The following is a 25,293-nucleotide window of genomic DNA, read 5'->3' as shown; positions in this document are numbered from 1 at the left end:
TGGTGCCGCCGCGCTTCGGGCCGCTGAATTCCCCGTTTTTCGCGGGCCGGGCGTCAAACGCCCGGCCCGCTCGGTCTTCTCAGCTCTTGCCGAACCTCTTGTCGATGAAGTCGAAGAGCTCGTCGTCACTGGCCTCTTCGAGCACGTTCGCCCCGGCGGTGTCATCCGCGGCGTTCCGGATGTCGTTCCACTTCGTCAGCAGGGACTGCAGGCGCACCGCGACTCGGTCGTGGGCGTCCTCGTCCTCGGTCAACGCGGCCAGGTCCTCCGGTGCCTGGGCCGACAGGATGTTCTCCAGCCGCTCCAGCTCCTCCAGGACGGAGTGCCCGGGCTCGGCGGCCTGCGGTGCCACCTCGGCCCGCAGCTGGTGCGCGAGCGCCAGCGGGGTCGGGTAGTCGTAGACCAGCGTCGCCGAGAGCCGCAGTCCGCTGGCCGCGTCGAGGCGGTTGCGGAGCTCCACGGCGGTCAGCGAGTCGAAGCCGAGCTCCTTGAACGCCTGCTCGGCGCCGACCTGTTCCTTGGACGCGTAGCCCAGGACGGCCGCCACCTCACGGCGCACCAGGTCGAGCACGGTGCGCTGCTGCTCGGCCTCGGAGAGGCCGGCGAGGCGTGCTGCCAGCGTCTCGGCCGTGGCCTCGGCGGCCACCGTGGCGCGTCCGGACTCCGCGGCGCGGCGGACGGGGACGCGCACCAGGCCGCGGTAGAGCGGCTGCAGCTCCCCGGCGGCGGCGTTGGCGCGCAGGGCGGCCAGGTCCAGCCGCACCGGCACCAGCACCGGCTCGCCGGCCTCGTGGGCCGCGTCGAACAGGGCCAGGCCCTCCGCCGCGGACAGCGGCAGCACACCGCCGCGCGCCGACCGGCCGAGGTCGGCCGCGCCGAGCGTGCCGGCCATGCCGCGCTCCTCTGCCCACATGCCCCACACCAGGGACACGGCGGCCAGCCCGCGGGCCCGGCGGTGCCGGGCGAGGGCGTCCAGGAAGACGTTGGCCGCCGAGTAGCTGCCCTGGCCGGGGCTGCCGAGGGTGCCGGCCGCCGCCGAGTAGAGCACGAAGGCGGACAGGTCCAGCTCCCGGGTCAGCTCGTGCAGGTTCACCGCCGCGTCGACCTTGGGCGCGAGCACCCGGTCCACCCGCTCCGGCGTCAGCAGGTCGATGACACCGTCGTCGAGCACGCCCGCGGTGTGCACCACGGCCGTCAGCGGGTGCTCCGCCGGGACGCCCGCCAGCAGGGCGGCCAGCGCCTCCCGGTCGGCGGCGTCGCAGGCGGCCACGGTGGCCTCCGCGCCCAACTCGCGCAGTTCCGCGGTGAGCTCCGCCATGCCCTCGGCGGCCGGACCGCGCCGGCTGACGAGCAGCAGGTGGCGGGCGCCGTGCTCGGCGACCAGGTGCCGGGCCAGCAGCCGGCCCAGACCACCGGTGGCCCCGGTGATCAGGACGGTGCCCTCGGGGTCGACGGCGGCCACCGAGGCCGGCGTGCCGGCCTCGGCCCGGTCCTCGACCCGGGCCAGGCGCGGCACGTACACCGTGCCCGCGCGGAGCGCGAGCTCCGGCTCGCCCGCGGCCAGCGCGCCCGGGACGGCCGCGAACGACGCTGCCCCGGACTCCGTCCAGGAGGACGGACCGTCGATGTCCAGCAGCAGGAACTGCTCGGGGTTCTCCGCCTGCGCGGCCCGCAGCAGGCCCCAGACCGGCGCGCTCACCAGGTCCGCGACCTCGGTGTCGCCGGCCGCGGCGACCGCGCCGCGGGTGACGACCACCAGCCGTGCGGCGCCCGGCCGTCCGCCGTTCAGCCACTCCTGAAGCAGGCTCAGGGCGTGGTGGGCGGCGGTGTGGACAGCTCCGGCGAGGTCCTCGCCCGAGCCGTCACCCGACTCGTGCAGCAGCGGCAGCAGCACCGTCTCCGGTGCGGAACCACCCGCCGCGACGGCCGCGTTGAGCGCCGCGAGGTCGTCGTACGCCTCGACGCGCACCCCGGCCGACTCCAGCGCCACACCCAGCTTGAGCTCGTCGCCGCCGATGACGGCGAACCGCTCGGCGGGGGCCGCCGGGGAGACCGGAAGCGCCGTCCAGTCGACGCGGAACAGCGACTCGTGGCGGCCGGCCGTGGCCGCGGACGCACCGGCGATCCGGTCCACGTCCAGCGGCCGGGTGGCCAGCGCGTCGACGGTCGCGACGAGCGAGCCCGCCGCGTCGGCCAGGACCACCGAGACCGCCCCGTCCTGGGCCGGGTCGGCGGCCGGGGCCAGCCGTACGCGCAGCGCGTCCGCGCCGATCGCGCGCACGCTCACCCCGCGCCACGAACCCGCCAGCACGGCACCGTCGGTGTCCGCGGCCAGCAGCGCGAGCGGCTGGAGCGCGGCGTCCAGCAGTGCCGGGTGCAGTGCGAAGCGCGCTGCCTCCGGCTGCCGGTCCTCCGCGACGCGGACCTCGGCGAAGAGCTCCGCACCACGCCGCCAGACGCGCTCCAGGCCCTGGAAGGCCGGGCCGTGCGACAGACCGGTCCGGGCCAGCCGGGCGTAGATCTCGTCGGCCGGCACCGGCTGCGCCTCGGCCGGCGGCCAGGTGGAAAGCCCGGCCGGGCCCGCCACGGCGCCGCCGGTGGCCAGCAGGCCACTGGCGTGCCGGGTCCACGGCTGGTCCGCCCCCTCCGGACGGGAGTGGACGGCCAGCGTGCGGCGGCCGGCGTCGTCGGGCTCGCCGACCGACACCCGCAGCTGCACCCCGCCGTGCTCCGGAAGCACCAGCGGCGCCTCCAGGTTCAGCTCTTCCAGCAGATCGCAGCCCGCGTGGTCGCCGGCGCGGACGGCCAGCTCGACGAAGGCCGAGCCGGGCACCAGCGCCGTGTCACCGACCGCGTGGTCGGCCAGCCAGCCGTGCGAACGCAGCGACAGCCGGCCGGAGAAGAGGAACGCGTCCGAGTCGGGCAGCTCCACCGCCGCACCCAGCAGGGGGTGACCGGCGGCGCCGAGCCCCATCGAGGCGAACTCGTCGAGGCCGAGCAGGGCGTCGGCCCAGTAGTGCCGCTGCTGGAAGGCGTAGGTCGGCAGGGCCACGCGGCGCGCGCCCGTACCGGCGAAGAACGCCTCCCAGTCCGGGGCCGTGCCCCGGACGAACAGCCGCGCCAGCGTGTCCGTCGCCGCCTGCGCCTCCGGCCTGCCCTTGCGCAGCGCCGGTACGAGCTCGGCCCGGCCGGGCTCGGCCAGGCACTCCTGGGCCATGGCGGTGAGCACACCGTCGGGGCCCAGCTCCACGAAGGTGGTGACGTTCTGTGCCTCCAGGGCGCGGACGCCGTCGAGGAAGCGGACCGCCTCGCGGACGTGGCGCACCCAGAAGTCAGCCGTGGTGATCTCCTCGGCGGAGACCACAGCACCCGTCAGGTTGGAGACGATCGGGATACGCGGAGCTTCGTACGACAGCCCCTCGGCCACCGTGCGGAACTCCTCCAACATGCCGTCCATGCGCGGCGAGTGGAACGCGTGGCTGACCGTGAGGCGCTTGGTCTTACGACCCTGCTCCTCGAAGACAGCGGCAATCGCGAGCGCCGCGTCCTCGTCACCTGCGACGACCACCGACATCGGGCCGTTGAGGGCGGCGATGCTCACCCGCTCGGTCAGCATCGGCAGCACCTCCTCCTCGGAGGCCTGCACGGCGATCATGGCGCCACCGGCGGGCAGTTCCTGCATCAGACGACCGCGCGCGGCCACCAGGGTGCAGGCATCCGCCAGCGACAGCACACCGGCGACGTGCGCGGCGGCCAGCTCACCGATCGAGTGACCGGAGAGGAAGTCGGGCCTCAGACCCCAGCCTTCGACGAGGCGGAACAGCGCCACCTCGACCGCGAACAACGCGGGCTGAGTGAAACCGGTCTGGTTCAGCAGCTCGGCGTCGTCACCGAACACCACGTCCTTCAACGGACGCTCAAGATGCCCGTCCAAGTGCGCGCACACCTCGTCCAGCGCGTCCGCGAACACCGGGAAGGACTCGTACAGTTCACGACCCATCCCGATCCGCTGGCTGCCCTGACCGGTGAACAGGAACGCCGTCTTGCCGGCCGCGACCGAACCTTGGACGAGCCCGGGCACCGCCGGCTCCGCCGACTCGCCGCGGGCGAGGGCGGCCAGACCGCGCAGCAGCCCGTCCCGGTCCCCGGCGGCCAGTACGGCCCGGTGGTCCAGGGCACTGCGGGTCGTGGCCAGCGAGTACGCCACGTCCACCGCGTCCACCGCGGGCCGCTCGGCGAGGTGTGCCCGCAGCCGCTCGGCCTGGCCGCGCAGCGCGGCCTCCGACTTGCCCGACAGCACCCACGGCAGCACCGGGAGCTCCGTCACCGGAGAGGTGGCGGCGGTTTCCACCGACAGCTGCTCGGGCGCCTGCTCCAGGACGGTGTGCGCGTTGGTGCCGCTGATGCCGAACGCGGAGACCGCGGCCCGGCGCGGGCGGCCGGTCTCCGGCCACTCCACCGACTCCGTCAGCAGCGCGATCTCGCCCGCCGACCAGTCGACGTGCGGGGTCGGCGCGTCGACGTGCAGCGTCTGCGGCAGCACCCCGTGCTGAAGCGCCAGCACCATCTTCATGATGCCCGCGACACCCGCCGCGGCCTGCGTGTGACCGATGTTGGACTTGATGGAGCCCAGGTAGAGCGGCTCGCCGACCGTGCGGTCCTGACCGTAGGTGGCCAGCAGCGCCTGCGCCTCGATCGGGTCGCCCAGCGTGGTGCCCGTACCGTGCGCCTCGACCGCGTCGACCTCGGCGGCCGAGATGCCCGCACTGGCCAGAGCCTGCCGGATGACACGCTGCTGCGACGGACCGTTCGGAGCCGTCAGACCATTGCTCGCGCCATCCTGGTTGATCGCGCTGCCACGCACGATGGCGAGGACCGGGTGACCGTTGCGCTGCGCGTCGGAGAGCCGCTCCACGAGCAGCATGCCCACGCCCTCACCCCAGCCCGTACCGTCCGCACCGGCCGCGAACGCCTTGATCCGGCCGTCCGAGGCCAGCCCGCGCTGCTTGCTGAACTCGACGAACGAGCCCGGCGTCGACATCACGGTCACACCGCCCGCGAGGGCGAGCGAGCACTCGCCGTTGCGCAGCGCCTGGATCGCCCAGTGCAGCGCCACCAGCGACGAGGAGCACGCGGTGTCGACGGTGACCGCCGGACCCTCCAGGCCCAGGGCGTAGGAGACCCGGCCGGACATCACACTGGCCGCGTTGCCCGTACCCATGAAGCCGTCGCCGCCGTCGGACGAGTTGAGCACCAGTGACATGTAGTCCTGGCCGTTGGTGCCCGCGAAGACACCGACCTGTCGGCCGCGCAGCGTCCCGGGGGCGATGCCCGCCCGCTCGAACGCCTCCCAGGACGTCTCCAGCAGCAACCGCTGCTGCGGGTCCATCGCGACGGCCTCGCGCGGCGAGATCCCGAAGAACGCCGCGTCGAAGGCCCCGGCGTCCGTCAGGAAGCCGCCCTCACGGACGTAGCTGGTGTTCTCGCCGTCGGACTCCGGGTCGTACAGCCCCTCGATGTCCCAGCCGCGGTCGGCGGGGAAGCCGGTGACGGCGTCCCGGCCGGAGGCCAGCAGCTTCCACAGCTCCTCGGGGGTGGTCACGCCGCCGGGGAAGCGGCAGCTCATCGCCACGATCGCGATCGGGTCGTCGGCCACGGCCGCCACGGAGGCGGCGGGGCCGGCGACGGGCTCGCTCTCCTCGCCCAGGACCTCGGTCCTGAGGTGGTCGGCGAGCGCCGCCGACGACGGGTAGTCGTAGACCAGGGTGGGCGGCAGCCGCAGCCCGGTCACGGAGTTGAGCCGGTTGCGCAGCTCGACCGCGGTCAGCGAGTCGAAGCCCAGCTCCTTGAAGGCCCGTCCGGCCTCGACCTCCTCCGTGTCGGCGTGACCGAGCACGTCCGCCACCGCGGAGCGCACCAGGTCGAGCAGCGCCTGCTCGGCCTCGGCGCCGGACAGCCCGGCCAACCGCCGGGCCAGCGAGGATTCGCCCTCGGCCGCCGCGCCCGCACCGGGCGCCTGTGCCGCCTCGGCCTCCAGCGCGGTACGCGCCTCGGGCAGTTCCAGCAGCAGGGCGCTCGGCCGCGAGGCGGTGAAGCCCGGCGCGAGCCGCGCCCAGTCGATGTCCGCGATGGTCACCGCGGTCTCGTCCAGGTCGAGTGCCCGCTGCAGCGCGGCGATCGCCAGCTCCGCCGCCATCGGCGGCACGCCGGCGCGGCGCATGCGCTGCTCCAGGGCCTCGTCGCCGGCCATGCCGCCCTCGGCCCACGGGCCCCAGGCGATCGACGTCGCCGGCAGGCCCTCGGCCCGCCGCCGCTCGGCCAGCGCGTCCAGGAAGGCGTTCGCGGCTGCGTAGTTGCCCTGCCCCGCGGCGCCCATGGAACCGGCCGTCGAGGAGAAGAGCACGAACGCCGACAGGTCCAGATCCCGGGTCAGCTCGTCCAGGTTGGCCGCGGCTTCCGCCTTGGCGCGCAGGACGGTCGCGAAGCGCTCGGGGGTGAGCGCGTCCAGCACACCGTCGTCCAGCACACCGGCCGCGTGGACCACGGCCGTCAGCGGCAGCTCTGCAGGCAGCGAGGCCAGGAGCCCGGCCAGGGCCTCCCTGTCGGCCACGTCGCAAGCCGCGACCGTGACCTGAGCGCCCAGCGCGACGAGTTCATCACGCAGCTCGGCAGCGCCCGGCGCGTCCGGACCGCGACGGCTGGTCAGCACCAGATGCTCGGCACCCTGACCCACCAGCCAACGCGCCACATGACCACCCAGCGCACCGGTGCCACCGGTGACCAGCACCGAGCCACCGCCCGGCACCCAGGTCCGGCCGGCCTTCGCCGGGGCCGCGCCCCGGGTGAGCCGGCGCCCGAAGACACCGGAGGAGCGGACCGCCACCTGGTCCTCGCCACCACGGCCGGAGAGCACCCCGGCGAGTCGCGCCAGCGCCCGGTCGTCCGCCGTCTCCGGCAGGTCGACCAGACCGCCCCAGCGCTCCGGGAGCTCCAGCGCCGCCACCCGGCCCAGGCCCCAGACCCGCGCCTGCACCGGGTCGACCGGCGCGTCGGAGCGGCCCACGGACACCGCGCCACGGGTGGCCACCCACAGCGGGGCGTCCACGGCGGCGTCGCCCAGCGCCTGGGTCAGCGCGAGCGTACGGTTCAGCCCCGCGGCACCCGCGGCGGCCAGCAGCGAGAACACGCCCGCCACCGCACCGTCCCCGGCCTCCGCGCGCAGCCGCTCGGCGACCGACGAGCGGTCGCCCTCGGCGCCCAGCTCGACGACCCGGGCCTCGGCGCCGCGCGCCGCCAGCATCCGTACGACGCCCTCGGCCCACGCCGCACCGGCCTGGTCCGCGGACGTGACGACCAGCCAACGGCCGCTCGGCGCGCCCTCGGCACGGAGGGTCACCGGCTTCCACGTCGCCTGGTAGCGCCAGGCGTCGACGGTCGACAACTCGGTCTGCTGACGCCGCCACGAGGACAGCATCGGCAGGACCGCGCTCAACGAGGAGAGCTCCTCGGTGTCTTCGGAGCGCAGCGTGCCCGCGAGGGCCTCCAGGTCCTCGCGCTCGACGGCCTCCCAGAACCGCGCGTCCACCGCGTCCACGGTCAGCGCGCCGCCCTGGGCCGGCCCCTCGGGGGACTCGACCCAGTAGCGCCGGCGCTCGAAGGCGTACGTCGGCAGCTCGACCCGCGCGGCCTCCGTCCCCGCGAAGAACGCCGTCCAGTCCAGGGCGACACCCCGCACGTGCAGCGCGGCCAGCGCACCGGTCACCGACTCGGCCTCGGCGCGCCCCTTGCGCAGCGCGGAGACGAACGCCGCGCCCTCACCGGTGACGCACTCCTGCGCCATCGCGGTCAGCACACCGTCCGGACCCAGCTCGACGAAGGTGGTGACGTTCTGGGTCTCCAGGGTCCGCACCACGTCCAGGAAGCGGACCGCCTCACGAACGTGACGGACCCAGAACTCCGGGTTCGTGATCTCCTCGGCGGAGACCAGCGCACCCGTCAGACCGGAGACGACCGGGATGCGCGGGGCCTCGTACGTCAGGCCCTCGGCGACGGCGCGGAAGGCGTCCAACATGCCGTCCATGCGCGGCGAGTGGAACGCGTGCGAGACCGTGAGGCGCTTGGTCTTACGGCCCTGCTCCTCGAAACCGGCCGCGATCGCGAGCGCCGCGTCCTCGTCACCCGCGATCACAACCGACTGCGGGCCGTTCAGGGCGGCAATGCTGACACCCTCCGTCAGCAGCGGAAGAACCTCTTCCTCCGACGCCTGGATCGCCACCATGGCGCCACCGGCGGGGAGTTCCTGCATCAGGCGACCACGCGCGGCAACCAGCTTCGCCGCGTCCGCCAGCGACAGCACACCCGCCACATGCGCGGCAGCCAGCTCACCGATCGAGTGGCCGGACAGCACATCGGCCCTGACACCCCACGCCTCGACGAGGCGGAACAGCGCCACCTCGACGGCGAACAGCGCGGGCTGGGTGTACCGCGTCTGGTTCAGCAGCTCGGCGTCCTCACCGAAGACCACGGTCTTCAGCGGACGCTCCAAGTGCCGGTCCAACTCGTCACAGACCGCGTCGAACGCCTCCGCGAAGGCCGGGTAGGCGGCGTACAACTCACGCCCCATACCCAGCCGCTGGCTGCCCTGACCCGTGAACAGGAACGCCGTCCCGCTCTCGGTGGCGGTGCCAGTGATCAGGCCCGCGGCGGTGGTGCCGCGCGCCAGGGCCTCCAGTCCGGCGCGGAGGCCGGCGGGGTCGGCGGCGACGACCGCCGCGCGCCGCTCCAGTGCCGCCCGGCCGGTCGCCAGCGAGTAGGCCACGTCGGTGGCGGCCGGCTCGGTGTGCGCGGCGAGGTGGGCGAGGAGCCGCTCGGCCTGGCCGCGCAGCGCGGCCTCCGACTTGCCCGACAGCACCCACGGCACCGCCGGGAGCTCCACCGCCGGGGCGGCGGGCCGGGCGGGAGCCTGCTCGGGCGCCTGCTCGATGATGGTGTGGGCGTTGGTGCCGCTCACACCGAAGGAGGACACCGCCGCGCGGCGCACCCGGCCGGTCTCCGGCCAGGCCCGCGCCTCGGTCAGCAGCTCGATGTCACCGGTCGCCCAGTCGACGTGCGGGGTGGGCTCGTCGATGTGCAGGGTCTGCGGCAGCACGCCGTGGCGCATCGCCATGACCATCTTGATGATGCCGCCGACACCGGCGGCGGCCTGGGTGTGACCCACGTTCGACTTGAAGGAACCCAGCCACAGCGGCTGTCCCTCCAGCCGCTCCTGACCGTAGGTGGCCAGCAGCGCCTGCGCCTCGATCGGGTCACCCAGCGTCGTGCCCGTGCCGTGCGCCTCGACCGCGTCCACATCGGCGGCCGAGACGCCCGCGTTGGCCAGCGCCGCGCGGATGACGCGCTGCTGCGACGGGCCGTTGGGGGCCGTCAGGCCGTTGCTCGCACCGTCCTGGTTGACCGCCGAGCCCCGCACCACGGCGAGGACCGGGTGGCCGTGCCGCTGTGCGTCCGACAGCCGCTCGACGAGCAGCATGCCCGCACCCTCGGACCAGCCGGTGCCGTCCGCGGCCGCCGCGAAGGACTTGCAGCGGCCGTCGGTCGAAAGACCCTGCTGGCGGCTGAAGTCGATGAACGTGTCCGGGGTGGCCATGACGGTCACACCACCGGCGAGCGCCATGGTGCATTCGCCGTTGCGCAGCGCCTGCGCCGCGAGGTGCAGGGCGACCAGCGACGACGAGCACGCCGTGTCGATGGTGACCGCCGGACCCTCCAGGCCGAAGGTGTACGACACCCGGCCGGAGGCGACGCTGCCCGCGGCACCGGTGCCGAGGTAGCCCTCCAGGTCCTCCGGGACGCCCGTCAGGCGCGTCAGGTAGTCGTGGTACATCACACCGGCGAAGACACCGGTCCGGCTGCCGCGCACCGAGGTCGGGTCGATGCCCGCGCGCTCGAACGCCTCCCAGGACGTCTCCAGCAGCAGCCGCTGCTGCGGGTCCATCGCCATGGCCTCACGCGGGTTGATCCCGAAGAACGCCGGGTCGAACTCGGCGGCGTCGTGCAGGAATCCGCCCTCGATGGTGGAGCTGGTGCCGGACGCACCGGGAGTGCCGCCGTTCAGCGCGTCCAGGTCCCAGCCACGGTCCGCCGGGAAGCCGGAGATCGCGTCCACCGAGCCCAGGACGAGCTGCCACAGCTCCTCGGGGCTGGTGATCCCGCCCGGGAAGCGGCAGCTCATGCCGACGATGGCGATCGGCTCGTCGTCGGCCACGACGACGGTGGTGTCCGGGGCCGTGGTGACGACCTCGTCGCCGACCAGCTCGGTCCGCAGGTGGCGGGCGAGGACGGTCGGGTCCGGATAATCGAAGATCAACGTGGCCGGCAGCCGCAGCCCCGTCACCGCGTTCAACTGATTACGCAACTCCACCGCGGTCAGCGAGTCGAAACCGAGCTCCTTGAACGCCCGGCCCGAACCAACGGTCTCCGCCCCGGCATAACCGAGAACAGTCGCCACCTGACCACGGACCAGATCCAGCAGCATCCGCTCCTGCTCCACCGGGCTCAGCCCGACAAGCCGCTGCACAAGACCCGACTCACCCGCACCCGCCACGCCGGCATCGACCGTGCGCCGCGCCGGCACCCGGACCAGCCCGCGCAGCAGCGCGGAGACGGGACCGTTCGCGGCCTGCGTACGCAGCGCCGGGAGGTCCAGCCGCATCGGGACCAGCGTCGACTCGCCCGTGGTGAGGGCGGCGTCGAAGAGCCGCAGGCCGTCCGCGGCGGACAGCGGGGGCACTCCGGCGCGCCGCATCCGGGTGATGTCGGCCTCGTCCAGGGTGTCACCCATGCCGCCACCGGCCCACAGACCCCAGGCAAGGGCGGTCGCGGCCAGGCCCTGCGCCCTGCGGTGCTCGGCGAGAGCGTCCAGGAAGGCGTTGGCCGCCGCGTAGTTGCCCTGACCCGCACCGCCGAAGACACCGGCGGCCGAGGAGAACACCACGAACGCCGCCAGGTCCAGATCCCGCGTCAGCTCGTGCAGGTTCCAGGCCGCGTCAACCTTCGGGCGGAAGACGTACGCCAACCGCTCCGGGGTCAGCGAGCCGACCGTGCCGTCGTCGAGCACACCGGCGGTGTGCACGACCGCGGTCAGCGGGTGCGCGGCCGGGACGTCCGCCAGGACGGCGGCCAGCGCCTCCCGGTCGGCCACGTCGCACGCCGCCCACATCACCGACGCACCGGCCTCGGTGAGCTCGGCCGCCAGCTCCGCCGCACCGGGCGCCTCGGCACCCCGACGGCTCACCAACAGCAGGTTCCGCACGCTGTGTTCGGCCACCAGGTGCCGGGCGAACAGCCCGCCGAGCGAGCCGCTGGCGCCCGTCACCAGCACCGTGCCGTCCGCGTTCCACGCGGTGGCGTCGATGTCGTCCGCCGAGGCCGCGCGGGCCAGTCGCGGCGCCTTGAGGGCGCCCTCCCGGATCGCGATCTCGGGTTCTCCGGCGGTCAGCGCGGCGGGCAGCGCACCGAGCGAGTCGGCGTGCCCGTCGATGTCCACCAGGAGGAAGCGGTCCGGGTTCTCCGACTGTGCCGAGCGCAGCAGGCCCCGCACGGTCGCGCCCGCCAGGTCGGTCACCGGCGCACCGGCCTCGGTGGCCACGGCCCCCGAGGTCAGCACCACCAGCCGGGAGTCGGCGAAGCGCTCCTCGGCCAGCCACGCGTGCACCAGGGCGAGCGCCTCGGCGCCGGCCCGGTGGGCGACGGCGGCCGCGTCCTCACCGGCCCCGTCCGCGGACGGGGAGACGAAGACGAACTCCGGCGCCGGGGCACCGGCGTCGACCGCCTCGACGAGGTCGGTGTACGTGGCGTACGCCGGAACGTCCGCGCCGACGAGGGCGGCGGAGCCGAGGACCGCCCAGCGGCCGTCGGCGGACGCGGCTGACGCCGCCGCGAGCCCGGTCCACTCCACGCGGAACAGCGACTCGTGGTAGGTCGTCCGGGCGTTGCGCAGCTGCTCGTCCGAGACCGGGCGCAGCGCGAGCGACTCGACCGCGGCGACCGGCGCGCCGGTCGCGTCCGCTATCTCCAGCAGCACGCCGTCGCCACCGGTGGCGGCCATCCGGACGCGCAGGGCGGCGGCGCCGCCGGCGAGCAGCGACACCCCGGCCCAGGCGAACGGCAGCCGGCCCTGGGTCTCGGTGCCGCCCAGGCCACCGAGACCCAGCGCGTGCAGCGCCGAGTCCAGCAGCGCGGGGTGCAGCCCGAAGTCCGCGGCCCGGGCATCCTCGGGCAGCTGCACCTCGGCGAAGATCTCGCCGTCGCGCCGCCACGCCTTGCGCAGGCCCTGGAAGGCGGGGCCGTAGGCGAAGCCCACGTCCCGCAGGTGCTCGTAGCGGTCCTCGACCGCCACCTCGGCCGCGCCCTTCGGCGGCCACACGCCCATCTCGAAGGCCGGCTCCGAGCGGTCCGCGGCGGCGGCCAGCACACCGCTGGCGTGCCGGGTCCACGGCTCCTCGGCCGGGAGGTCCTCCAGGCGGGAGTGGAAGGTCAGGGGGCGGCGGCCCGACTCGTCGGCCGCGCCGACCCACAGCCGCAGCTGGACCCCGCCCCGCTCGGGCAGGACCAGCGGCGCCTCGAGCGTCAGCTCTTCGAGGTGCTCGCAGCCGACCTGGTCGCCGGCGCGAATGGCCAGCTCCACGAAGGCCGTTCCCGGCAGCAGGACCGTGTCCATGATGGTGTGGTCCGCCAGCCAGGGGTGCGTCGACAGCGCCAGGCGGTTGGTGAACAGCATCCCGTCGGCGCCCGGCAGCTCGGCGCTCGCGCCGAGCAGCGGGTGCCCGGCCCGGCCGAGACCCACGGCCGCGACGTCCCCGAGGTAGAGCGAGGAGACCTTCGGCCAGTAGCGCTCGCGCTGGAAGGCGTACGTCGGCAGCTCGACCCGCACGGCACCGGTGCCCGCGTAGTACGCCGCCCAGTCCACCTTCGCACCGCGGACGTGTGCCCGTGCCACGGCGGCGGTGAGCGCCTCGGCCTCGGCACGGCCCTTGCGCAGCACCGGCACGAAGGCCGTGCCATCGCCGGTGACGCACTCCTGGCCCATCGCGGAGAGCACACCGTCGGGGCCGAGCTCGATGAAGGTGGTGACGCCGTGCTCCTCCAGGGCGCGGACGCCGTCGAGGAAGCGGACCGCCTCGCGGACGTGGCGCACCCAGAAGTCCGGGCTGGTGATCTCCTCGACGGAGACCAAGGCGCCGGTCAGGTTCGACACGATCGGGATGCGCGGAGTCTCGTACGACAGCCCCTCGGCCACCGCACGGAACTCCTCCAACATGCCGTCCATACGCGGCGAGTGGAACGCGTGCGAGACCGTGAGGCGCTTGGTCTTACGACCCTGCGCCTCGAAGGCCGCAGCAATCTCCAGAGCCGCGTCCTCATCGCCCGCGATCACAACCGACTGCGGGCCGTTCAGGGCAGCAATGCTGACACCCTCCGTCAGCAGCGGCAGCACCTCGTCCTCCGACGCCTGCACCGCGATCATCGCGCCACCGGCGGGGAGTTCCTGCATCAGACGACCACGAGCCGCCACCAGCTTCGCCGCGTCCGCCAGCGACAGCACACCCGCCACATGCGCGGCAGCCAGCTCACCGATCGAGTGACCGGAGAGGAAGTCCGCCTTCACACCCCACGACTCGACGAGACGGAACAGCGCCACCTCAATCGCGAACAACGCGGGCTGAGTCCAGCCGGTCCGATCCAGCAGCTCGGCGTCCTCGCCGAAGACCACGGTCTTCAGCGGACGCTCCAAGTGCCGGTCCAGCTCGTCACAGACCGCGTCGAACGCCTCCGCGAACACCGGGAACGCGGCGTACAGCTCACGCCCCATACCCAGCCGCTGACTGCCCTGACCCGTGAACAGGAACGCCGTCCTGCCGCTCGCCACCGAGCCCGTCACCAGGCCCGCTGCCGACTCGTCACGCGCGAGGGCCTCCAGGCCCGCCAGCAGGGCGTCCCGGTCGGCGACGACCAGCGCGGCCCGCTCCTCGAGGAGGGCGCGGTGTGCGGCCAGAGAGTAGCCGAGGTCGGCGAGTGCGGTCTCCGGCTCCTCGGTCAGGTGCGTCCGCAGGCGCTCGGCCTGGGCACGCAGGCCCTCACCGGTGCGGGCGGACAGGACCACCGGCAGCACCGGCGGGACCGCGCCCGGCTCGGACGCGCTCTCGACGGCCTCCTCGGCCGGGGCCTGCTCGATGATCGTGTGCGCGTTGGTGCCGCTGAAGCCGAAGGACGAGATGCCCGCGCGGCGCGGACGGTCGGTCTCCGGCCACGCCACCGACTCGGTCAGCAGGGCGATGTCGCCCGCCGCCCAGTCGACGTGCGGGGTGGGCTCGTCGATGTGCAGGGTCTGCGGCAGCACGCCGTGGCGCATCGCGAGCACCATCTTGATCACGCCCGCGACGCCCGCGGCGGCCTGCGTGTGACCGATGTTGGACTTGATGGAGCCCAGATACAGCGGCCGGTCGGCGGGGCGGTCCTGGCCGTACGTGGCGAGCAGCGCCTGCGCCTCGATCGGGTCGCCGAGCCTCGTGCCGGTGCCGTGCGCCTCGACCGCGTCGACCTCGGTGGCCGACAGTCCGGCCGCCGCCAGTGCCTGACGGATGACGCGCTGCTGCGACGGGCCGTTGGGCGCCGTCAGGCCGTTGCTCGCACCGTCCTGGTTGACCGCCGTGCCCCGCACGACGGCGAGGACGGGGTGACCGTTCTTCCGCGCGTCGGAGAGCCGCTCGACGAGCAGCATGCCGACGCCCTCGCCCCAGCCGGTGCCGTCGGCACCGGCCGCGAACGCCTTGATCCGGCCGTCCGTGGCGAGTCCGCGCTGGCGGCTGAAGTCGATGAAGACGCCCGGGGTGGACATCACCGTGACACCGCCGGCCAGGGCCAGCGAGCACTCGCCGTTGCGCAGCGCCTGGATGGCGGAGTGCAGGGCGACCAGCGACGAGGAGCAGGCCGTGTCGATGGTGACGGCCGGGCCCTCCAGGCCGAAGACGTACGCCAGCCGGCCGGAGATCACGCTGGCCGCGTTGCCCGTGCCCATGTGGCCTTCGAGGCCCTCGGAGCCGCCCAGCAGCAGCGACAGGTAGTCCTGCCCGTTGGTGCCGACGAACACGCCGGCGTGGCTGCCGCGCAGCGTCGCCGGGTCGATCCCGGCCCGCTCGAACGCCTCCCAGGAGGTCTCCAGCAGCAGTCGCTGCTGCGGGTCCATGGCGAGGGCCTCGCGCGGCGAGATCCCGAAGAACGTCGGGTCGAAGTCGGCGACGTCGTGCAGGAAGCCGCCCTCACGGGCGTACGAGGTGCCCTCGGCGTCCGGGTCCGGGTTGTAGAGCGCCTCCAGGTCCCAGCCGCGGTCGGTGGGCATGCCCGAGATGACGTCCGTGCCGGAGGAGAGCAGCTGCCACAGCTGCTCGGGGGTGTGTACGCCGCCGGGGAAGCGGCAGCTCATCGCGACGATCGCGATCGGGTCGTCGGCCACGGCCGTCAGCACCGGACCGGTGATCGCGGCCTGCTCGCCGAGGAGTTCGGCGAGGAGGTGGTCGGCGAGGGCGTTCGGCGTCGGGTAGTCGTAGATGAGTGTGGCGGGCAGCCGCAGGCCGGTGACGGCGTTGAGTCCGTTGCGCAGCTCGACGGCGGTCAGCGAGTCGAAGCCGATCTCGCGGAACGCGCGGTCGGCCGCGACGTCCTCGACGTGGGCGTGGCCCAGCACCTCGGCGACGTGGCCGCGGACCAGGTCCAGCAGGAAGGTGCCGCGCTCGGACTCGCCGAGTTCGAGCAGCTGTCGGCCGAGCGAGGAGGCCGGCTCGGCGGCCTTACCCGCCCGGTCGACGGCGGTGGCGGTACGGGATGCCGACTGGCGCGTCTCGGCCAGGTCGGACAGCAGCGGGCTGGGCCGTACGGCGGCGAAGCCGGGGCCGAACCGCTCCCAGTCCACATCGGCGACGGCCAGCACGGCGTCGTCCAGGTCCAGGGCCTGCTGGAGGGCGCTGATCGCGAGAGCGGCGTCCATCGGCGGCAGCCCGGCGCGGCGCATGCGCTGCTCCAGGGCGGCGTCGGCGGCCATTCCGCCCTCGGCCCACGGGCCCCACGCGATCGAGGTCGCGGGCAGGCCCTCGGCGCGCCGGCGCTCGGCCAGCGCGTCCAGGTAGGCGTTGGCGGCACCGTAGTTGGCCTGACCGGCGGCACCGAGCGTGCCGGAGATCGAGGAGAAGAGCACGAACGCGGACAGGTCCAGCTCGCGCGTGAGTTCGTCCAGGTTGGCAGCGGCCCCGGCCTTGGCGCGCAGGACGGTGGCGAAGCGCTCGGGGGTGAGCGCGTCCAGGACGCCGTCGTCCAGCACACCGGCGGCGTGCACCACGGCGGTCAGCGGGAGTTCCTCGGGCAGCGAGGCGATCAGGCCGGCCAGCGCCTCCCGGTCGGCCACGTCGCAGGCCGCGACGGTGACCCGGGCGCCCATCGCGACAAGTTCATCGCGCAGCTCGGCCGCGCCCGGCGCGTCCGGACCGCGGCGGCTGGTCAGCACCAGGTGCTCGGCACCGTTCTCCACCAGCCAGCGGGCGACCTGGGCGCCCAGCGCGCCCGTGCCGCCGGTGACCAGCACCGAACCGCGCGGCCGCCATGCGTCGGCCTCGGCGACCGGCGCGGCGGCGGCCCGTACGAGCCGACGGCCGAGAACTCCGGCGGAGCGGATCGCGATCTGGTCCTCGTCACCGGCGCCGGCCAGCACCGTGACCAGTCGGGTCAGCGCGCGGTCGTCCGCCGTCTCCGGCAGGTCGACCAGGCCGCCCCAGCGCTCCGGGTGCTCCAGGGCCGCGATCCGGCCCAGGCCCCAGACCTGCGCCCGGGCCGGGTCCGCGGGCGCGTCGGTGCGCCCGGTCGACACCGCGCCGCGGGTGGCCACCCACAGCGGGGCGTCCACGGCGGCGTCGCCCAGCGCCTGCGTCAGTGCGGCCGTGGCCGGCAGCCCGCCGTCCTCGGCGAGCGCCAGCAGCGAGAGCACACCGGACACCTCGGCGCCGACGGCCGCCTCGCGGAGCCGCTCGGCGTACCCGGCGCGGCCGTCGGCGGCGCCCAGCTCGACCAGCCGCGCCTCGGCGCCGCGCTCGATGAGCGTACGGATGACGCCGGCGGACCACTCCGCCTCGCCCTCGGGCGCGGCGACCAGCCAGACGCCGGTGGGCCGGGACGCCGTGCTCGGGGACAGCGGCTTCCAGGACACCTGGTAGCGCCAGCCGTCGACGCCGGCCGGGGCCGCGAGGGCCCGCACCGGCGCGTCCGGCCAGTAGCGGCGGCGCTGGAAGGCGTACGTCGGCAGCTCGACCCGCACGGCACCCGTGCCGGCGAAGAACGCCGCCCAGTCCACCGTCACGCCACGGACGTTCGCCCGTGCCACGGCGGCGGTGAGCGCCTCGGCCTCGGCACGGCCCTTGCGCAGCACCGGTATGAAGGCCGCGCCATCGCCGGTGACGCACTCCTGACCCATCGCGGAGAGCACCCCGTCGGGGCCCAGCTCCACGAAGGTGGTGACGTCCTGCGCCTCCAGGGTCCGCACTGCGTCCAGGAAGCGGACCGCCTCACGGACGTGACGGACCCAGAAGTCCGAGCTGGTGATCTCCTCGACGGAGACCAGCGCGCCCGTCAGACCGGAGACGATCCCGATACGCGGGGCCTCGTACGACAGCCCCTCGGCCACCGCGCGGAACTCCTCCAACATGCCGTCCATACGAGGCGAGTGGAACGCATGCGAGACCGTCAGACGCTTCGTCTTACGACCCTGCTCCTCAAAGCTCGCAGCGATCGTGACAGCCGCGTCCTCGTCACCCGCGATCACAACCGACCGCGGGCCATTCAGAGCGGCGATGCTCACCCGCTCGGTCAGCAGCGGAAGAACCTCCTCCTCCGACGCCTCGACTGCGATCATCGCGCCACCGGCGGGGAGTTCCTGCATCAGACGACCACGCGCGGCAACCAGCTTCGCGGCGTCCGCCAGCGACAACACACCCGCCACATGCGCGGCGGCCAGCTCACCGATCGAGTGGCCGGACAGCACATCGGCCCTGACACCCCACGCTTCGACCAGACGGAACAGCGCCACCTCGACCGCGAACAACGCGGGCTGGGTGTAACCGGTCTGGTTCAGCAGCTCGGCGTCCTCACCGAAGACCACCGTCTTCAGCGGACGCTCCAAGTGCCGGTCCAACTCGTCACAGACCGCGTCGAACGCCTCCGCGAACACCGGGAACGCGGCATACAACTCACGCCCCATTCCCAGCCGCTGACTGCCCTGACCCGTGAACAGGAACGCCGTCCCGCCCTCGGTGACGGTGCCCTCGGCGAGGCCGGGGGCGGTGCGCCCGGCGGCCAGCGCCTCCAGGCCGTGCAGCAGCGCGTCGCGGCCGTCGGCGGCGAGCACCGCGCGGTGGTGCAGCCCGGCGCGGCCGGTGGCCAGCGAACGGGCGACGTCGGCCGGTTCGAGCTCCGGGTGGATCGTCAGGTGGGCGTGCAGCCGCTCGGCCTGGGCGCGCAGCGCGTCCGGGCTCTTGGCCGACACGGTGAAGGGCAGCAGCGGGAGCCGCGTGCCGGCGGTCGGCGCCGGGTCGGCCGCCGGGGCCTGCTCGATGATGGTGTGGGCGTTGGTGCCGCTGATGCCGAAGGAGGAGACGGCGGCGCGGCGCGGGCGGCCGGTCTCCGGCCAGTCGATGGTCTCGGTGAGCAGCTCGACCGCCCCGGCCGACCAGTCGACGTGCGGGGTCGGCTCGTCCACGTGCAGCGTCTGCGGCAGCACGCCGCGCTCCATCGCCTGGACCATCTTGATGATCCCGGCGACGCCGGAGGCGGCCTGCGAGTGGCCGATGTTGGACTTGATGGAGCCGAGGTACAGCGGCCGGCCGTCGGGCCGGTTCTGCCCGTAGGTGGCCAGCAGGGCCTGCGCCTCGATCGGGTCGCCCAGCGTCGTGCCTGTGCCGTGCGCCTCGACGACGTCGACCTCGGCGGTGGTGAGCCCGGCGCCGGCCAGCGCCTTGCGGATGACGCGCTGCTGCGCGGGGCCGTTGGGCGCGGTCAGACCGTTGCTGGCGCCGTCCTGGTTGACGGCGGAGCCGCGCACGACGGCGAGGACGGGGTGGCCGTGCTTCCGCGCGTCGGAGAGCCGCTCGACGAGCAGCATGCCGACGCCCTCGCCCCAGCCCGTGCCGTCGGCGGCCGCCGCGAACGCCTTGACGCGGCCGTCGGAGGCCAGCCCGCGCTGGCGGCTGAACTCGGTGAACGTGCCGGGGGTGGTCATGACGGTGACGCCGCCGGCGAGCGCCATGGAGCACTCGCCCTGGCGCAGCGCCTGGATGGCCCAGTGCAGGGCGACCAGGGAGGAGGAGCAGGCGGTGTCGACGGTGACGGCGGGGCCTTCGAGGCCGAGGGCGTAGGAGATGCGCCCGGAGATGACGCTGCCCGCGTTGCCGGTCATCACATGGCCCGCGACCTCGGCGCCGGCCTGCTCCAGGCCCACCTCGTAGGCGCTGTAGGAGGCGCCGACGAAGACGCCGACGCTGCGGCCGCGCACGGCCTCGGGGTCGATGCCCGCGCGCTCGAACGCCTCCCAGGACGTCTCCAGCAGCAACCGCTGCTGCGGGTCCATCGCGAGGGCCTCGCGCGGCGAGATCCCGAAGAAGGCGGCGTCGAACAGGTCGGCCTCGTGCAGGAAGCCGCCCGCCCGGGCGTAGTCGCCCGTCTCGCCCTCGGACGCCCAGTCCAGCGCCTCCCAGCCGCGGTTGACCGGGAAGCCGGTGATGGCGTCCTCGCCTCCGGTGACCAGTCGCCACAGCTCCTCGGGCGAGTCCACGTCGCCGGGGTAGCGGCAGCTCATCGCGACGATGGCGATGGGGTCGTCGTCGGGCGCGGCGGTGGCCGTCGCGTCGGCCTGCTCGGCGTCCTCGTCGACGAGGACGCCCAGGAGCTCGCCGCGCAGGTGGTCGGCGAGGAAGGCGGAGTTGGGGTGGTCGAAGACGATGGTGGTGGGCAGCTTCAGCCCGGTGGCCGCGGAGAGCCGGTTGCGGAGCTCGACCGCGATCAGCGAGTCGAAGCCCAGCTCCTTGAAGGCCCGGCGCGGCTCGACGGCCTCCGGGCCGGCGTGTCCGAGTACCGCGGAGACCTGGGTGCGGACCAGGTCGAGGAGGGTGCGCCGACGCTCGGCCGGGGGCAGCGCGAGCAGCCGTTCGGACAGCGAGGAGCCGGCGGCGGCGGGTCCGGCGGCGGCGGTGCGCCGGCCGGAGCCGCGGATCAGGCCGCGCAGCAGCGCCGGGACCGGGCCGGTGCCGTGCGCGGAGCGCAGCGCCGCCAGGTCCAGCCGGGCCGGGACCAGGACGGCCCGGCCGGTGCGGCGGGCGGCGTCGAAGAGCGCCATGCCCTCGTCGTCGCCGAGGGCGCCCATGCCGCTGCGGGCCAGCCGCAGCAGGTCGGTCTCGGTCAGTCCGCCGGTGATGCCGCCGGACCCGGCCCACAGGCCCCAGACCAGGGAGGTGGCGGGCAGGCCCTGGGCGTGCCGGTGGCCGGCGAGCGCGTCGAGGAAGACGTTGCCCGCGGCGTAGTTGGCCTGGCCGGCGCCGCCCAGGGTGCCGGCGATGGCGGAGAACAGGACGAAGGCGGACAGGTCGAGGTCGCGGGTGAGCTCGTGCAGGTTCCACGCCGCGTCCACCTTGGGGCGCAGCACGCGGTCCAGCTGCCCGGACGTCAGGCCGGGCACGGTGGCGTCGTCCAGGACGCCGGCGGTGTGCACGACGGCGGTGAGCGGGTGGGCGGCCGGGACGGCGGCCAGGGTGGCGGCCAGCGCCTCGCGGTCGGCGGCGTCGCAGCCTGCGATGGTCACCTGGGCGCCCAGCGCGGCGAGTTCGTCGCGGAGCTCGTCGGCGCCGGGGGCCTCGGGGCCGCGGCGGCTGGTGAGCAGCAGGTGGCGGACGCCGTACTCGGTGATCAGGTGGCGGGCGACCAGGCGGCCCAGGCTGCCGGTGCCGCCGGTGATCAGGACGGTGCCCTCGGTGTCCAGGGCGGGTACCGGGGTGTCCGGGCCCTTCAGGTCGGCGGCGGTGGTGCGGGCCAGGCGCGGCACCAGGATCTCGCCGTCGCGCAGCGCCAGTTCGGGTTCCCCGGTGGCCAGCGCGTCGTGCAGGGCGGCCGTGGAGGCGTCGGTGCCGTCGAGGTCGACGAGGACGAAGCGGTCGGGGTTCTCGGTCTCGGCGGAGCGCAGCAGGCCCCACAGGGCGGAGTGCGCCAGGTCGGTGACGTCCTCGTCGGGGCCGGCGGCGATCGCGCCCCGGGTGACGAGGGCCAGCTTGGCGTCGGTGAAGCGGGTGTCGGCCAGCCAGCCCTGCACCAGCTCCAGCGCGCGGAGCGCGGCCCGGTGGGTGGCGGCGGCGAGGTCCTCGCCGTCCTGGGCCGCGGGGAAGGAGGCCAGCACCAGCTCGGGCGCCGTGGTCTCCCCCGCGTCGACGGCCGCCGCGAGGGCGGCGAGGTCCGGGAAGGAGGCGTCGGTGACGCCTGCCGGGCCCAGCCCGAAGGCGTCGGCGCCGAGTGCCGCGCGGCGTCCGGCGGCGCCCGGCTCGGTGGCGACGGCCCGCGGCGCGACCCAGTCCAGCCGGAACAGCGCCTGCTGGTGGGCGGAGGAGCCGGCGGCGACGAGGTCGGCGTCGCTCTCCGGCAGCGGACGGAGGGTCAGCGCGTCGACGGTGGCGACCGGCTGCCCGGTGGCGTCGGCGAGCACCAGCGCAACGGTGTCCTCGCCGGTCGGCGAGATCCGCACGCGCAGCGCGTCGGCGCCGACCGCGTGCAGGGTCACGCCCTGCCAGGCGGAGGTCAGCCGGGCGCCGGAGCGGCCGTGCAGCGCGTGCAGCACCGCGTCGAGCAGCGCCGGGTGGACGGCGAAGGCAGCGGCGGCCGGATCGGCGTCCTCGGCCAGCCGCACCTCGGCGAACAGTTCCTCGCCGCTGCGCCAGGCGGCGGTCAGCCCCTGGAAGAGCGGTCCGTGCCGCAGCCCGGCGGCGGCCAGCTCCGTGTAGAGGTCGTCGGTGTCGATCGCCTCGGCGCCGGCCGGCGGCCAGGTGGTCAGCTCGGCGGGGGCCGCCGAGGGGCGTGTGTCGGCGAGCGCGCCGGTGGCGTGCCGGGTCCACGCCGTGTCGGCGGCGTCGTCGGCACGGGAGGAGACGGAGAACTTGCGGCGCCCGGCGGCGTCCCGCGCCCCGACCTCGACCTGGATGCGCACCCCGCCGCGGGCGGGCAGCACCAGCGGGGTCTCCACGGCGAGTTCGGCGAGGTGTTCGCAGCCGACCTGGTCCCCGGCGCGGATCGCCAGCTCGACGAGGGCGGCGCCCGGCAGCACGGCGGAGCCCAGCACGGCGTGGTCGGCCAGCCACGGGTGGCTGTCGAGCCCGAGCCGCCCGGTGAACAGGAAGCCGTCGCTCATCGCCAGCGGCACCGCGGCGCCCAGCAGCGGGTGGTCCGCCGACTCCAGGCCGACGGCCGTCGCGTCACCGGTGATGGCGCCCGGCTCCAGCCAGAACCGCTGGTGCTGGAACGCGTACGTGGGGAGTTCGGCCCGGCCCGCGCCGGTGCCCGCGTAGAACGCGGCCCAGTCGACCGCGACGCCGCGGACCTGCGCTCGGGCGAGGCCCGTGGTCAGTGCCTCCGCCTCCGGGCGGCCCTTGCGCAGCACCGGCACGAAGTCGGCCTCGGTGCCGGTCACGCACTCCTGGCCCATCGCGGAGAGCACCCCGTCGGGGCCGAGCTCCACGAAGGTGGTGACGCACTGCGCCTCCAGGGTGCGCACCGCGTCCAGGAAGCGGACCGCCTCACGGACGTGACGGACCCAGAAGTCCGGGTTCGTGATCTCCTCGGCGGGAACCACGGCACCCGTCAGGCCGGAGACGACCGGGATGCGCGGGGCCTCGTACGACAGGCCCTCGGCGACCGCACGGAACTCCTCCAACATGCCGTCCATGCGCGGCGAGTGGAAGGCGTGCGAGACCGTGAGGCGCTTGGTCTTACGACCCTGCTCCTCGAAACCGGCCGCGATCTCAAGCGCCGCGTCCTCATCACCCGCGATCACAACCGACTGCGGGCCATTGAGGGCAGCAATGCTGACACCCTCCGTCAGCAGCGGAAGAACCTCTTCCTCCGACGCCTGCACCGCGATCATCGCGCCACCGGCGGGGAGTTCCTGCATGAGGCGACCACGCGCGGCAACCAGCTTCGCCGCGTCCGCCAGCGACAACACACCCGCCACATGCGCGGCAGCCAGCTCGCCGATCGAGTGACCGGAGAGGAAGTCAGCCTTCACACCCCACGACTCGACGAGACGGAACAGTGCCACCTCGACCGCGAACAACGCAGGCTGGGTGAATGCCGTTTGGTCCAGCACCGACGCGTCATCGCCGAACAGCACCGACTTCATGGGCCGTTCGAGATGTGCATCGAGCTCGGCGCAGACCGCGTCCAACGCCTGCGCGAAGGCCGGGTAGGCGGCGTACAGCTCACGCCCCATGCCGAGCCGCTGGCTGCCCTGACCCGTGAACAGGAACGCCGTCTTGCCACCGTCCGCGGAGCCCGTCACCAGGCCCGCGGCCGACTCGCCGCGCGCGAGGGCCTCCAGGCCCGCCAGCAGGGCGTCCCGGTCGGCGACGACCAGCGCGGCCCGCTCCTCGAAGGCCGCGCGCTGCGTGGCCAGGGAGTGGCCGAGGTCCATCAGCCCGGCGGCCGGGGCGGCCGCCAGGTGCGCGCCCAGCCGCTCGGCCTGGGCACGCAGGCCCTCGCCGGTGCGGGCGGACAGGACCACCGGCAGCACCGGCGGGACCGCGCCCGGCTCGGACGCGCTCCCGGCGGCCTCCTCGGCCGGGGCCTGCTCGATGATCGTGTGCACGTTGGTGCCGGACACGCCGAAGGAGGAGACGCCGAAGCGGCGCGGGCGGCCGGTCTCCGGCCAGGGCCGGGCGTCGGTCAGGAGCTCGACGTCGCCCGCCGCCCAGTCGACGTGCGGGGAGGGCTCGTCCACGTGCAGGGTCTGCGGCAGCACTCCGTGCCGCATCGCCATGACCATCTTGATGATGCCGGCGACACCGGCGGCGTTCTGCGTGTGGCCGATGTTGGACTTCAGCGAGCCCAGCCACAACGGCTGTCCCTCGGGCCGCTCCTGGCCGTACGTGGCCAGCAGCGCCTGCGCCTCGATCGGGTCACCCAGCGTCGTACCCGTACCGTGCGCCTCGACCGCGTCCACATCGGCAGCGGACAGGCGGGCGTTCTCCAGCGCCTGACGGATGACACGCTGCTGCGCGGGACCGTTGGGCGCGGTCAGACCGTTGCTCGCACCGTCCTGGTTGACCGCCGAGCCCCGCACGACCGCCAGCACCTGGTGACCATTGCGGCGGGCGTCCGAGAGCCGCTCCACCAGCAGCACACCGACACCCTCGGACCAACCCGTGCCATCGGCCGAGGCGGCGAAGGACTTGCACCGGCCGTCGGCCGACAGACCGCGCTGCCGGCTGAACTCCACGAAGACGTCCGGGGAGGCCAGCACGGTCACACCGGCCGCGAGAGCGAGCGAGCACTCGCCGGTGCGCAGCGCCTGGACCGCCAGGTGCAGCGCCACGGACGAGGAGGAGCACGCGGTGTCGATGGTGGCCGCCGGGCCCTCCAGCCCGAAGGCGTAGGAGAGCCGGCCGGAGGCCACGCTGGAGGCGGTGCCGGTGAGCAGGTGGCCCTCGACGCCGTCCGGCAGGTCGTACTCGCCCGCGCCGTACGCCTGGGCGGAGGCGCCGACGAAGACGCCGGTGCGGGAGCCGCGGACGGCCGCCGGGTCGATGCCCGCGCGCTCGAACGCCTCCCAGGACGTCTCCAGCAGCAACCGCTGCTGCGGGTCCATCGCCAGGGCCTCGCGCGGCGAGATCCCGAAGAAGCCGGGGTCGAACTCGGCGGCCTCGTAGAGGAAGCCGCCGCCGCGGGCGTAGAAGGTGCCCTCGCGGTCCGGGTCGGGGTCGTAGAGGGACTCGATGTCCCAGCCGCGGTCCTCCGGGAATCCGGAGATGGCGTCGCCACCGCGGTCGACCAGCTGCCACAGGTCCTCGGGCGAACGCACGCCGCCGGGGTACCGGCAGCTCATGCCGACGATGGCGATGGGCTCCCGGGACGCCTCGGTCAGCTGCTGGTTCTGCCGGCGCAGCCGGTCGGTCTCCTTGAGCGAGGCCCGCAGTGCTTCAACGATTTTTTCGTTGGGGGTTGTCATCT

The 25,293-nt window shown here is 74.4% G+C and carries 1 protein-coding gene; it reads right to left on the bottom strand.

Features of this window, described 5'->3' with window-relative positions:
- Nucleotides 1-79: 79 nt before the first annotated feature.
- Nucleotides 80-25,291, bottom strand: coding sequence for a type I polyketide synthase (locus DXZ73_RS31405; protein ID WP_116214356.1), 25,212 nt, complete (start codon nucleotides 25,289-25,291; stop codon nucleotides 80-82).
- Between the last annotated feature and the right edge of the window lie 2 nt (nucleotides 25,292-25,293).

Source organism: Streptoverticillium olivoreticuli subsp. olivoreticuli (assembly GCF_003391135.1).
Classification (GTDB): Bacteria; Actinomycetota; Actinomycetes; order Streptomycetales; family Streptomycetaceae; genus Streptomyces; species Streptomyces blastmyceticus.
This window is presented reverse-complemented; position numbering and strand designations above follow the sequence as displayed.

Coding starts and splice junctions, on each gene's coding strand:
- DXZ73_RS31405 (WP_116214356.1), bottom strand. CDS start 25,291: ATGACAACCCCCAACGAAAAAATCGTTGAAGCACTGCGGGCCTCGCTC.